General features: G+C 62.7%; 9 protein-coding genes. 6 read left to right on the forward strand and 3 right to left on the reverse strand.

The features are described 5' to 3' along the window. Positions 1-225: 225 nt before the first annotated feature. The 3 genes from VFZ66_30245 (at position 226) to VFZ66_30255 (ending at position 6040) form a co-directional block, all read left to right on the forward strand. A complete protein-coding gene (locus tag VFZ66_30245; GenBank protein HEX6293500.1) occupies positions 226-720 on the forward strand; it encodes a DinB family protein in 495 nt (164 codons plus the stop codon). Positions 721-786: 66 nt separating this feature from the next. Beyond that, the gene (locus VFZ66_30250; GenBank protein HEX6293501.1) at positions 787-3519 is read left to right on the forward strand and encodes a PEP/pyruvate-binding domain-containing protein; all 2733 of its coding nucleotides are present in this window, start codon (positions 787-789) and stop codon (positions 3517-3519) included. A gap of 31 nt (positions 3520-3550) precedes the next feature. After that, positions 3551-6040 (forward strand): DNA polymerase domain-containing protein, encoded by a 2490-nt coding sequence (locus VFZ66_30255; protein HEX6293502.1) that lies wholly within the window; start codon positions 3551-3553, stop codon positions 6038-6040. A 25-nt stretch (positions 6041-6065) separates the two neighbouring features. Here VFZ66_30255 and VFZ66_30260 read toward each other — a convergent pair whose 3' ends face one another. The 3 genes from VFZ66_30260 to VFZ66_30270 all read right to left on the reverse strand — a co-directional run bounded on the left by VFZ66_30260 (position 6066) and on the right by VFZ66_30270 (position 8972). Continuing rightward, positions 6066-6863: a hypothetical protein gene (locus tag VFZ66_30260; protein HEX6293503.1), complete on the reverse strand. Its 798-nt coding sequence runs from the start codon at positions 6861-6863 to the stop codon at positions 6066-6068. A 131-nt stretch (positions 6864-6994) separates the two neighbouring features. Continuing rightward, positions 6995-7402 carry a VOC family protein gene (locus VFZ66_30265; protein HEX6293504.1) on the reverse strand — a complete coding sequence of 136 codons (408 nt, stop codon included), beginning with the start codon at positions 7400-7402 and terminating at the stop codon, positions 6995-6997. Positions 7403-7415: 13 nt separating this feature from the next. Then, the gene (locus VFZ66_30270; protein ID HEX6293505.1) at positions 7416-8972 is read right to left on the reverse strand and encodes a hypothetical protein; all 1557 of its coding nucleotides are present in this window, start codon (positions 8970-8972) and stop codon (positions 7416-7418) included. Positions 8973-9153: 181 nt separating this feature from the next. Between VFZ66_30270 and VFZ66_30275 the strand changes: the two genes are divergently transcribed. From VFZ66_30275 to VFZ66_30285, 3 genes are all read left to right on the forward strand, one after another. Then, positions 9154-9873, forward strand: coding sequence for a triacylglycerol lipase (locus tag VFZ66_30275; protein HEX6293506.1), 720 nt, complete (start codon positions 9154-9156; stop codon positions 9871-9873). A 388-nt stretch (positions 9874-10261) separates the two neighbouring features. Then, a complete protein-coding gene (locus tag VFZ66_30280; protein HEX6293507.1) occupies positions 10262-10810 on the forward strand; it encodes a tail fiber protein in 549 nt (182 codons plus the stop codon). Between the two features lie 265 nt (positions 10811-11075). Beyond that, a complete protein-coding gene (locus VFZ66_30285; GenBank protein HEX6293508.1) occupies positions 11076-13376 on the forward strand; it encodes an Ig-like domain-containing protein in 2301 nt (766 codons plus the stop codon). Positions 13377-13999 lie beyond the last annotated feature (623 nt).

Below are 13999 nucleotides of genomic sequence, written 5' to 3' on the forward strand. Positions count from 1 at the left end.
ACGCAATAGCAGGGTCTAGGCCGGAAGTCGGAGCGCCGTACGCCACAAAAAGGATTCGTGGATCACCCTCACCATCGCATAGCATCGTACACCAGTGAGAGACATAGGCAGATGCCCGGCTTCATCGCTCCACGATCGGCGGCGAAGACACCTTCATGATTCGCAGTTGCTTGCAGGGTTTATACTTTCCACAGAACAGCCCGCTGCCCAGGAGGGTAAGACCCGATGCTACAGTCCGTGACGATGTTTGTGCCCTACTTCGAGAGCATTCGCCGCCGCACCGTGACTTATATTCGCTGCCTTCCGCCGGATCAGCTTGACTGGAAGCCAAAGCCGGGCGAATTCTCATGCGCCGATCTGATTCGGCACATCGCGGCTGCCGAAACCATGTTTGTCGGTGCCGTCGCCGAGAGCGTCTGGCGCTACTCCGGCCACACCGCAAGCCACCCGACGACGCTCGATACGCTTCTGGCTGATCTGGAGCAGAGCCACGTGAGGGCGATGGCGACGTTACGCCAGGTGCCCGACCACGACCTCCGGCAGCCTCGCCCCACGTTGGACGGCCCGCCGGTCAAAGCGTGGCGGCTGCTGATGGCCTTGGTCGAGCACGAAGTGCATCATCGCAGCCAGCTCGCCATGTACCTGATGCTCTTGGACGTGCAGCCGCCGCACATCTACGTCCTGGGTGTGGAGGATGTCATCGCCCGCGCGACGGCGTAGTTCAACGTTTCAAGTTTCAAGGGCACCCGGTTCTTAGCCCTTTGTTCTTCGACCAAGGAGCCGTTTATGAGCCAACAATCATCTGCTCGTCACGGCGTCGAACAGCCCTTCATCCCATCGAGCGCAACCGAGCGCAGCCAGCTTTTAGCCCCGCTCATCCTGCCGCTTGCCGCATCCGACGCCACGCTCGATCTCGTCGGCGGCAAAGGCGCGTCGCTGGCGCGGCTTGCGATAGCCGGGCTGCCGGTGCCGCCAGGATTTCATATCACCACCGCCGCGTACCGCAGCTTTGTCGCCGCAAACCAGCTTGAAGACGCGATCTTCTCGATCGTCGACAGCGCTCACGCCGACGATCCCGCATCGTTGGAGATCGCAGCCAGCCAGATTCAAGCGCTGTTTGCGGCGGGAAGCGTGCCTGTCGACGCAGCGCACGCGATCCGGCACGCCTACGCCGCCCTCAGCACGGTCGATCCGCCCGTCGCGGTGCGCTCCTCCGCGACCGCCGAGGATCTGCCCGAGCTGTCGTTCGCAGGGCAGCAGGAGACATATCTCAACATCTCCGGCGAGGAGCATCTGCTGGACGCGATCAAGCGCTGCTGGGCATCGCTCTGGACAGCGCGGGCGATCGGCTACCGCGCGCGGCACGGCATCTCGTCGGCCAGCGTGCATCTAGCCGTGGTGGTGCAGGCGCTCGTGAAGGCGGATGTCGCCGGTATCATGTTCACCGCCAATCCGCTGACCAGCGCGCGCGACCAGATCGTGATCAATGCGGCGTGGGGCCTGGGCGAGGCAATCGTGAGCGGCGCGGTGACGCCCGATACGATCGTCGTAGATAAAAGCTCCGGCTCGATCCTCAGCTACGAGATCGCCGACAAAGCGCTGCACACCGTCAGGACTACGACGGGCACGACCGAAGAGGCCGTACCGGACGAGCGCCGACGTATCGCGGCGCTTACGTCAACCCAGACCGCCGTGCTGGTCGACTTTGCCAGACGGATCGAGCAGCTTTACGAGCAGCCGATGGACATCGAGTGGGCGATTGAGGGCGTGCGCTGCTTCATCTTGCAGGCGCGGCCTATCACGACGCTCTCCACAGCCGCCGTCGATCCTGCGTGGGCAGTGCCCCGGCCCAATCGCCAGTACGCCCGCGCCAGCGTGATCGAGCTGCTGCCGGAGCCGCTCTCACCGCTGTTTGCTACGCTGGCGCTGCCACGCTGGAATCAGGCGATGCTTGGGATGCTCGACGAGCTGGGCCTGGCCGATCTGATGATCGAGGCCGATAACTTCCAACTGACTACCGTCAACGGCTACGCCTACTACGACACGACCTTCACGCCAGCGCAGACGCGAGCCTTCTTACGTCACACTCCAGAGTTTGCCTCGTTCGCGTCGCGTGTATTGGGCAATGCCCGGCAGCGCTGGCAGGAGCGCGGACGGCAGCCATATACCGAGGTGGTTCGGCAGTGGCAGGCGCGAGAGCTATCAGCGATACCAGCCGCACAGCTTCTCGACGGCGTCCAGGCGATCCTCGAAGCTGCCGCGCAGCATTATCTGGCGATCCAGTCGGGGATTCTGCCCAGCGCCTACCTGAGCGAGATGCTCTTCACGCAGGTGTATAACCTGCTGATCAAACGCCGCGACGATCCGCCCGCGCTGACGTTTCTGCTGGGCTTCGCCAGCATGCCGATCCTGGCCGAAGAGTCGCTGTACGATCTGGCCCAGTGGGCGCGCCAGCACAATCTGGCAGAGCTGATCACCGCGACGCCGACCGAGCGGCTGGCACATATGCTCGAAGGGGCGCTGCCGCCGGACGACGCGCTGCCGCCGGTGGAGCACACGGCAAGCTGGCTCGCCTTTCGAGAGCGCTTTGCGCAGCATCTCCAGCGCTTCGGCCATATGATCTATGACCTGGACTTTGCCAAGGACGTGCCCGCCGATAACGTCGCGCCGCTGCTCGAAGCGATCAAGGTCTTTGTGAGCGATCAGGCGCGCAATCCCCACGAGCGCCGCGCTACGACCGCCGCCGCGCGCGATCATGCAGCCGCGACGGTGCTGTACCATCGGCGTGGCCTGCGGCTTGCGCTCTTCTGGAAGCTGCTGCGCCTGGCCCAGACCTTCGCGCCGCTGCGCGAGGATGCGCTCGCCGATGTTGGCCTGGGCTGGCCGGTGCTGCGGCGGATGCTGCGTGAGATCGGGCGGCGGCTGGCGGCCCGACAGGCGATCGAGGAGCAGGATGATGTTTTCTGGCTGACGGCGGATGAGCTACGCGGGGCTGTGTCGGCGCTGGATGCGGACGAGATGCTTCAGGCGCACCGCGACAGCATCGCCCGGCGGCGGGCAACCTGGCAGCAGGCCCGCGCGCTAACGCCTCCGGTCGCGCTGCCGATCCAGGGTGAGCTACGCTTTCTTGGCATCGACTACCGGCCATGGCTGCCAGCCCAATCCGAGCAAAGCCAGGACAGCACGATTAAGGGCATCGGGGCCAGCCCGGGCCGGATCACGGGCCGCGCCTGCGTGCTGCGCGGGCCCGAAGAGTTTGCTCGCATGCAGCCCGGTGATATTTTGGTCGCCAAGATAACGACGCCTGCCTGGACGCCACTGTTTGCCCTGGCACGCGCGATTGTCACCGATGTCGGCGGGCCGCTCAGCCACGGCTCGATCGTCGCCCGCGAGTACCGCATTCCCGCCGTGATGGGTACCGGCGTTGCCACCAAGCGCATCCAGAGCGGCCAGATTGTCACCGTCGACGGCGATAGCGGCACCGTCACGATCGACAGCGCGGAGTCCGTGGCGGCGTGAGCTTGCACATCCTCGGTGCGCTCGGAGCCATGTGTTTCACGAAATCGGACAGATGTGCTACACTGGACGCGCCGCCAGTAGCCGCATGCTCGGCGGCATGATCGACGGAGGAGGCGATGATCTCAGCGTGACGCAACTGACCGACGCTCTGGCGCAGATCGAGGAGGAGTGGCTCTTCGGCTGGAATCCGACGCCGGGGATCGTCTCCATATGGGCGCAGCGCGAAGGCCACGCGCTGGTCTGGCAGCGCCGCGACGATCGGGTATCCTGCACGCGCGATCAGTTTCGGCCCTGGCTCTTCGCCGCCTTGCTCGACGATCTGACCCACCTCGGCAGCGCCTTTGCTCCTGCCTACACTGCCCGACGCGATACGCCGGTTACGTATCGCGAGCTTGATGGGCCTGCCGACGCCTATCGCTTCCTGATCTCGGCCCGGCCCGGCTACGCGCTGGAGCGCGCGATCCTCAGAGGCGCGTCGCAGCGGCTTGGACGTACGATCCGTAGCCTGTATGATCTCGACGAAAGCTACTATTGGGTCGGCCCGGTCGAGCAATACCTGATGGCGACGGGCCGGGTCTATTTTCGCGGCCTGACCTACGCCGATCTCCATCGGCTGCAATTCGACCTTGAGACGACGGCGCTGGACGCCGAGCGCGGACGCATCTTTTTGATCGCCGTGCGCGATAGCCGTGGCCTTGAGATCACGCTTGAGGCTCCCACGCCAGCCGACGAGCCGCGTCTGATCGCCGATCTCTGCGCGCTGATCCGCGAGCGCGATCCCGATGTGATCGAAAACCACAACCTCTTCGGCTTCGATCTGCCCTTTCTGGAGCAGCGCGCCGCGCGGCTTGGCGTGCGCTTGCAGTTGGGTCGTGCCTATGGACCGGCTTGGATGGAGCAGTATGCCGATCCACATCGGCGCAGAAGCAGCAAACGCATGCGCTTCAGCGTCGCGGGCCGCGAGCTGATCGATACGCTCGATGCGGTCTGGCGCTACGATTTCGCCGCGCGCGATCTGCCGAGCTACCGGCTCAAAGACGTCGCGCGGCACTTCAACGTCGCCACCGCCGAGCGCGTGTATATCGCCGGCAGCGCGGTCTTCGAGACGTACCAGACAACGCCGGAGCTGACGCGGCGCTACGCCCTCGACGATGTGGCCGAGGTCGACGCGCTCTCTCAGCGCTTGCTGGGCGCGGCCTTTGCGCTGGCGGGCATGGCTCCCCGCCGCTTCGAGCGGCTGGCCTCGGCGGGTCCGGCGATGGGCATCCTCGAACCGATGCTGGTACGCGCCTATCTCCACAGCGGTGCCGCGCTGCCGCGACTGTCGAGCATCCACACGGGCGCGGCGGATCTGCACGAGGGCGGCGCGGTGCATCTCTTCGCCACCGGCATCGCCGAGCATGTCGTCAAGGCCGACGTGGCCTCGCTCTATCCCTCGCTGATGCGCATCTACCGCATCGGCCCGGAGTGCGACCGCCTGGGCGTGCTGCTGCATCTGGTCAACCGGCTGACCGATCTGCGCCTCGCGCACAAAGCGGCGGCCCGCACCGCCGCGCCGGGATCGCTCGAATCCGGCCTGCACGACGCCAACCAGGCCGCGATGAAGATCCTGATCAACTCGGCCTACGGCTACCTTGGCGCGGGCAGCATGGCGCTCTTCGCCGATCGGCGGGCGGCGGGCGAAGTTACCCGACGTGGCCGCGAGATCCTCGATCAGGTGGTGGATGGTCTGCGCTCGCGCGGCATGGCGCTGCTCGAAGCCGATACCGACGGCGTTTATTTTGCGGTTCCCGCCGACTGGACCGAGCAGGAGGAGCGCGCGCTGGTCGCCGAGATTGGCGCGCTGCTGCCCGATGGGATTCGCCTTGAGTATGAGGGCCGCTACCGCGCGATGTTCAGCTATGAGGTCAAAAACTACGCGCTGCTGACCTACGACGGCGCGCTGATCATGCGCGGCGTCGCGCTGCGATCGAGCCGCTCGGAGCCGTTCGGCGAGCGCTTTCTCCAGCGGGCGATGCGCTGCGCGCTGCTGGGCGATAGCGCGGGTGTGCGCGCCGCGTTCGTCGAAACCGTCGCGGCGCTCCGCAGCCGCACGCTGACCGCCGCCGATGTCGCCGCTCGCTTCCGGCTCTCGAAAACGCCGGAGGTCTACGCCACTACCCGCGCAAGCCAGCGCGAGCAGCAGTACGAGGCGCTGCTGAATGCGGGTCGCGCCGACTGGGCCGCCGGAGAGCGCGTGCGAGTCTATCGCGCCGAGGGCGGCGCTGCGGTCTGGATTCCCGACGAGACAGAGGAGGGCGCGCCGCAGGCCGTCGGGATAGGCCAGGACGATCACCCGGCGCAGCGCCACGATTACGACGTAGAGCATTACCTCAACGTCTTGCTCAACTCCTACGCCTCGCGGCTGCGCAAGGCGTTCGCGCCGGAGGATTTCGAGCAGCTCTTTCGCCTCGACGAGCAGCTAAGCCTCTTCGATCAGCCGTTCGAGCAGATTCAGCCGCGCTGGATTCGCTGCCGCTAGACCCGCTCCTCGTTACCATCAATCATTAGTCTGCGCGCTCGATGGTAAAGACCAGCTTATTCTCGTTTTCATCTGAATAAATCATCTCCTCTCCGCTCTTGGGAAATCCTACGAAAAAGCGTGTCAGTAGGAAACTGCCATCGGGCTGTACAGTGGCGGGCCTGGATTCTTGCCCCACAGCAAAATCTTTGAAGGGATTGGGAATTATAAAATGGCTTTTCCCATTCGCAGTTTTGAGGTAATACTTGATCTCGTCATCTCGTGAGAGAGACGTGTCCATCGAGTAGAGCGCAACAAGCACTTCCTCATCGGTCGTGTCTGCCGTCGCTTCATCCTTGGCGAGGATAACAGGAGCCTTCCCCGGCTGGCGCAGCTCTAGCTTGTACGCAATCTTGAGATCGGGTTCCGGCAAGACGACATAGAACTTCCAGCGCTCGATGTCTAAAATCTCGGCGATCTCATCCGGCTGCACGTCGAGCGGGGTAATCTTCAGCCCATCCAGTGATTCAAAGGTTCTGTCGTCCGATGCTGCGTTGTGCCCCGGCAGCGGCGGCATCGCGCACGCGGCGAGCAGGAGCAGGGCGAAGAGCGCCGAAAATCCACGAGTAAGCAAACCCATTGGTGGCTCCCTTCCGATGACGGCATTCCGCGACAAATGCATTTTGCCGATGTGGGCTGCATCCACGAGTTGTTCGGCGGCACAGCGACGGGAGGGATGAGCAGCCGCTATGTATGGCAAGAGTTTATCTTTGCTTCGATACCCAGCCTGTCCACTAATTAGCCCTACTGTAAAGAATCCAAAAAGAAACAGAAACATCAGCACGAAGGTTCATGCGGTGCTACCACGTAGCCATAGGCTGACGCCTGAGGTAAGAACTAACTGAATGCCAAAGAGGATAGACTTGATTCCTCTATTTGCCCTTGCAAACCTCCAATCTATCTGCATACGATCGTTTACGCCGTTTCGGGTAGCTCCCAGGTCTGCGGCGTGGTCAGCTCGACGCTGTTCCCGGCGGGATCGCGAACATACAGCGAGTAGCCGCCGCTCGGCCAGGCAACCTCGGACTCGATCGCGATCTGCTGCTGTCGGAGTCGCTCCCGCCACGCGCCGATCTCGGCCCGGCCGATCGCAAAGGCAACATGACCCGCTCCATGCGCTCCATGCGGCGGAATATTGCCGCCCGACTGTTGCGTCGCCGCCGGATCGAAGAGCAGCAGCATGCCCTGGCCGCAGCGGAAAAACACATGGCGGCCCGCGACTCTCGAATACACGGACAGCCCAAGCGCCTGGCTGTAGAACTGCTCCGCTGCCGCAAGATCGTCGACGTAGAGACAGGTTTCGATAATCCGCTGTAGCTGCATGATCCTCTCCTGGCTAGCACGCCTCGCTCAGCTTGAGATTTTCTTCCCAGAGCGTCGCCGCGATCGTGTCTGAGCCGCGCCGCTGCCATTTGTAGAACGTATCCTCATCGATGTCCGCCAGCCACGCCAAAACCTGCTCTAGCTCCTCCGGCTGCGCCTGTCCCTGTCGGCGACGCGACTCCGAGAGCCGCCGCGCCTCCGAGAGCGCGCCTTTGCGCGACACCGCGTGGATGTACGGGTAGTACAGCACGTTATAGAAGCGCCACGGCTCGCCAACCGGGCCGGATGCGTCGTCGGTCGGACGCAGCCCCTCGATCTGCGCGATCAGGATCTCGCGTAAGGCCGCCGCCCGGTTGAGACGATTGTCGGGCAATCCCGCCTGCTGCACATGCTGCTCGACCAGCCGCAGCGTCAGCAGCGGGCTTTTCGCGAGCTGCGGCGGACTCTTCAGGCCGGTGATCGCCTTGCGCACCGCATCTTTGAACGCTTTGCCGCCGCCGATCTCCGTCGCTGCCACTGGTTCATCGGCATCGGCGACGGGCTGCTCGCTCGGCTGCTCCACCAGCGGCAGCACGGCTGTCACCGGCACCGTGCCCAGCAGCGTGGCATAATCCCGCGCCTCCGCCCGCGCCGTCTGCTCCGCCGCCGTGAAAAAGAGCCGATCCAGCACGCCGCGCCAGCGGTCGAAGGTCGTATGCGTGAGCGTCACCAGGCTGACCAGCACGAGCAGGCTGTAGACAGACAGCGGCTCGACCAGCGACAGCAGCCCGGCGTAGAGCACATTGATCAGGCCGATGCCCGTCAGCGTATAGAAGAAGTCGCGGCGGATGTCCTGGCCTTCGAGCAGCAGGCCGTAGTTGGCGATCCCATAGCCCAGCACGGCGACGCCAGCGAACAGAAACAGATAGCCGGGCAGCACATACGCCGTAATAACCCAGTTGTAGCGCGCCACGATCCACAGCGCGCCGATCAGGAACAGCACCGCCCCAACAACCAGCAGCTTGAGCTGCTGCGTCAGCGCGCCGTCGCGCGTCGGCTCGTGGGCTGCGCTGGCCCGTAGCGCCCGCAGCAGGTTGACGAAGGCACCCGCCGCCACCATGCCGAGATACGCGATCTGGACCACATACGCCGGTCCTGGGCCGATGTACAGGTATGGCCCGGCCTGACCCGCCGGATCGCTATAGCGCAGAAACAGATCGGTGAGGCTGCCGAGGATGCAGATTGCTGCCGCGCTGATATACACCAGGATCACCAGCGGCGAGAAGACGCGCGCCGAGCGCTGCAAGCGGATCGGCGCTGCGATCAGCGTGCTGAAATGAAACCAGATCGCGATCGGCACCACCGCCGTCCACCAGAACCAGCGCTCCAGCAGCGCCAGCGCGGCAAGATCCGGCGCGGTGTAGGTTAGCGCGCTGGAAGCAAAAAACATTGCCTGAGTAAATAGGCCCAGCGCTGCCGCCACGATCAGGACGGTGCGATACGCGGCCCGTACGAGAACATACGATCCCAGCCAGAAAAACACCCCAAAGCCGACAATTTGTGCCAGAACTACCGGGTCATCAATTGCCATACGTGCCTTTTCTAGCGCTGCCTTTGAACGTGGATTGGGAGGCACGGGCAATTGTAGCACAACCATCATCGGCAATCCTACGTTTCGGCTAAAGCCAGGGCTTGTTTAGTCTGGTAAAATTTGGTAAAAAGCATCTATTCGATTGTCGGTCCTCGTCGTTCGTAACACCAAGGAGACTCTCATGCACCTGAGCCAGAAACGTGTCCGCCCGCTGTCGCTGTTGTTGCTGCTCGCGCTGCTCACGCTGCTCGGCTCCCAGCCCGCTACGGCCCATCCATCAGCCCAAACCAATCGGCCAGATGTGATCGCGGCGCTCGTCCACGACCCGATCCTTTTCGTCCACGGCTGGAGCGGCAGCGCCTCCAACTGGAATACGATGATCAGCCGGTTCAAAGCCGATGGCTGGACGACCAGCGAGCTAAACGCCTGGACCTATAACACCGCCCAGTCGAACGCGACCACCGCTCAGGAGATCAAGACCAGGGTTGATCAAATCCTGGCGTCAACCGGAGCCACCAAAGTCGATATTATCACCCACTCGATGGGCGGCCTGTCGTCGCGCTACTACGCCAAAAACCTGGGCGGCGATACCAGGATCGATGCCTGGGTGTCGCTCGGCGGGCCGAACCACGGCACCACCAGCGCCAACGCCTGTACGCAGACATCGTGCATCGAGATGCGGATTGGCTCGACGTTTCTGACGCAGCTCAACAGCGGCGATGAGACGCCGGGCGCGCCGCGCTATGCCACGTGGTGGTCGCCGTGCGACGAGACGATCAACCCCGACGACACGGTGCTTCTCTCAGGCGCCACCAACACCCGAACGGCGTGTATCAGCCACCTTGGTCTGCTCTCCGACGCGGTCGTCTATACCCAGGTCCGCGATTGGGTTGCTAGATAAAACGTAGCCCCAGAGTACTATCACGCCGCTCATGGAGTGAAAGCGGTACCGAAGCCGCGTTTCGATCCTGCCGCCGCCACTCCACGCTGACGCCGATGTTTCTATCCATCGGCGTCGGCGCTTGTGTTTTGTGACTTCCGCCACCCTTGACCCTCGAAGCGCTTTGGCCCTCAACCGACTCGACTGTTTTTATTTTTATTTGACAACCTCGGCTATAAGCAACTTCAAGTCATTGCGCACCCAGTACCGAAGTACTATTGTCCTACCGTCTGTAAAATCCCTAGCATGACTATACTTACATTCAGCCGTGTTCTGAGATCCTCATAAGCTTGGCACACCGCACTCAAGCCGCCCAGTCACTCAAGGGACCATCATCAGGAGGCATTCGATGGAAGGCTATATCGCCGAGATCAGGTTGTTCGCTGGAAACTTTGCGCCGCGCGGGTGGGCGTTCTGTAACGGTCAAATTCTCTCAATCGCTCAGAACACGGCGCTCTTTGCGCTCTTGGGCACAACCTACGGCGGCAACGGCCAGACCACGTTTGCACTGCCCGATCTACGCGGGCGAGTCGCCGTTGGCCCAGGTCAGGGGCCTGGATTGCCAGCCGTGAATCTTGGTCAGATGTCGGGCGAACCAACGCACACGCTGATCATCACCGAGATGCCCGCCCATAACCACACTACCCAGGTGACAATCAGGGCGTTCGATGAAGGCTTTGGCGGCGGTGGCAACTCCTCCGTACCGACGAATAACTACTGGAGTTCGGTTGCGAGCGGCGCGCCCTACAACAACACGTCGAACACGACGATGAACGCCGCGGCGGTCCAGAGCGTCATCGGCGTTGCGGGTGGCAGCCAGCCGCATAACAACATGCAGCCCTACCTCGGCGTCAACTATATCATCTGCATGGAAGGCATCTTCCCGTCGCGCAACTAGGCCCTGATTGCTGGTGATATGGGACGCTGATCGGCTCCCATCGTCTCCTAGCTTACCCCCAAATCTGCCCGAAGACGTACGCCACCGGCTACCGGCAACGGGAGCGCATCCCTGCGCCGCGAGCCTGGTAGCCACGCGCGCGATTGTGGTCGTGCGTCATCGGGGGCTTGGTTGTCAGTCAAGAACACGTTTCATTTAACTGTCGCTTTGCCCTGTGCGAGTGTGTCCTCGTGGTACTTCGCTGGCAGAAATGGAGCACTCCCTCATGCGTAGAATGGCCCCGTGGACGGTCGCGCTGACCGGGCTGCTGGTGCTGGTGCTGATCTGGCCCGCCGCCCAGGTCGCCTCCGCCGCCACGATCGTCGTCAATCCGGGTGGTGGCGGCAACTTCACCACCATTCAGGCCGCGATCAACAACGCCAGCCCCGGCGATACAATCGCCATCCAGACCGGCACCTACCCCGAAAGCCTGGATCTCAGCGCGATGGGCAGTGCGATCGGCGGCGCGACCGGCAACCTCCAGCTCGTGGCCGTCGATGGTCCCGGCACCGTGACGCTGAGCGGCACAGGCCTCAAGCTGATGCAGAGCGGAGGCTTCAACGGCAGCCTGATCGTCGACGGGCTGCGCTTCTCGACCAGCAACGACGATGCTATCCGACTTACGAACCTTAATAACCTGCTGCTCGTCAACAGCATCTTCGATCCGATCGGCGTAGATAACACGCAGCACAATGGCCTGGAGCTGACGATCAGCAGCGGCGCGCCCAACGTCGTGCTCTACAACAACACGTTCCGCAACATCGCCAACGATGCGATCGTGATGACCGCGCAGGGAGCATCGCAGCCAACCTTTACGATCGTCGGCAACACGATCAGCGATGACGGCACGGCGGCCAATACCACCGACCAGGCGATCGTCCTGACGATGAGCGGCAGCGTGAGCGCCAGCGCGACGATCACCGACAACAGCCTGAGCCAGTTGGAGAGCCGCGCGGTGGTCGTCGCCGCGACTGAGACGGCGCAGTTCCAGGCGCAGATCGCGCGCAACACCATCAACACGATCACGACGGTCGACCAGGCGATCGTTGCCGAGACGCTCAGCGGCTCGACGACGGCGCTGCTGGATGTGACGATTGCCGAGAATGCGATCAGCAACGTCAGCAGCGGCACAGGGGTGCTGGTCGGCCTGAGCGGCGTGACGACCACGCTCAGCACGCCGCGCATCGTCGCCCGTATCGTACGGAACACGCTGACGAATATCGGCGGCAACGACTTCGACCGGGGCATCGCGATCATCCCGATCAACGACACCAACGTGGACGGGACGATCAGCCTGCTCGTCGCGGACAACCAGTTGGACGGCAGCGCCGCGTCGGGCCTCTACATCGGCGCGCAGGGCAACACGCAGATCAACGCGACAGTCCGCGACAACACCTTCCGCAACACGGTGCAGTTCACAAGCGCAACCGAGGCCAGCTTCTTCATTGAGAGCAATAACCACAGCTCAGGGGTGCGGCTGGCGCTCACCAACAACACCGCGACGCCAGCGAACGCTACCAAGACTATTCACCTGATCGATGGGCCTGGAGCGTTTGAATTAGAGGGCGACCCGACACGGACGACGGCGCAGAACCTAGCGGCGGACAATCCCGGCGCGGCGTCCTCGATCCAGACCCAGGGGCCGATCTCGATCATCACAAGAGGCACTGTCGTGCCGCCGAACGAGAATCGTCCGCCACGGGCCGAAGACGATAGCGCGACCACGTTCGCCAACACGCCCGTGACGATCAACGTGCTCTCCAACGATGTCGATCCTAACCAGGACGCGCTCAGGCTCAGCTTCTTCAGCTTCAACTCGTTCCAGGGCGGTACCGTCACCCGCGACGACAACGGCACGCCTGGTGATTTGAGCGATGATCGCCTGGTGTACACGCCGCCGACCGGCTTCAGCGGCACGGATACGTTCTACTATACGGTTGTCGATAACAGCACGCTTGGCAGCGCCAGCGATGTGGCGAAGGTGACGATCAACGTCGTCGCGCAGCCGACCAACACGCCGACGGCGACAGCCACCAACACACCGACGCCGACCAACACGGCAACAGCAACGCCAACCGATACCGCGACGCCAACTAATACACCGACGGCAACGCCGACTAACACCGCGACGCCGACCAATACGCCAACCAACACGCCAACTAATACACCGATTCCGACCAATACGCCGACCAATACGCCAACTAATACACCGATTCCGACCAACACGCCAACCAACACGCCAACCAATACACCGATTCCGACCAATACGCCAACCAATACACCGATTCCGACCAATACGCCGACCAACACGCCAACTAATACACCGACGCCGACCAATACACCGACCAATACGCCAACTAATACACCGATTCCGACCAATACACCGACCAATACGCCCACGGCGACCAATACGCCGACCAATACGCCCACGGCGACCAATACACCGACCAATACGCCGACGACGACACCAGTCAGGTATCGGCAGTACCTCCCGATGGTAGCCTATTGGGCTCCAAATCTTGAATGAGGCCACCAGCCGGGCAGAACTGCGCAGATTGAGCGTGACCGGATCGACTCCAGGTATTACGCGCTCCGCAGCGAATCTGCCATCGCTTCCGAATCGCTAAGATGGACTCCTGGGCGGGCTAAATATTTGGCGCGTCCAGGTGTATAATTTGACGATCACTATTTGTCGGGGCGTATGCCAATATGCCCCGACGAAGCTGATCAGCGCCGCAGATGGCCGCTTTATTCCTCTGCATGGAAGGTATCTTCCCGTCGCGCAACGAGACGTGAAGGGCAACCGCAATGAGCGCCGGGACAGCTTCCTTCACCACATCTGACCGAACATGTATTGCTACCGGCAACGGGAGCGCATCCCTGCGCCACGAGCCGGGTAGCCACTCGCACGATTGTGGTCGTACGTCATCGGGGCTGGATTTTCAGTCAAAAACAGCATTAATTTAAACTGTGCTTTGCCTTGTGCCGAGTGCGCTCGCATGGTACTTCGCTAGCAGAAATGGAGCACTCCCTCATGCGTAGAATGGCCCCGTGGACGGTCGCGCTGACCGGGCTGCTGGTGCTGGTGCTGATCTGGCCCGCCGCCCAGGTCGCCTCCGCCGCCACGATCGTCGTCAATCCGGGTGGTGG

This window comes from Herpetosiphonaceae bacterium (assembly GCA_036374795.1).
Lineage (GTDB): Bacteria > Chloroflexota > Chloroflexia > Chloroflexales > Kallotenuaceae > LB3-1.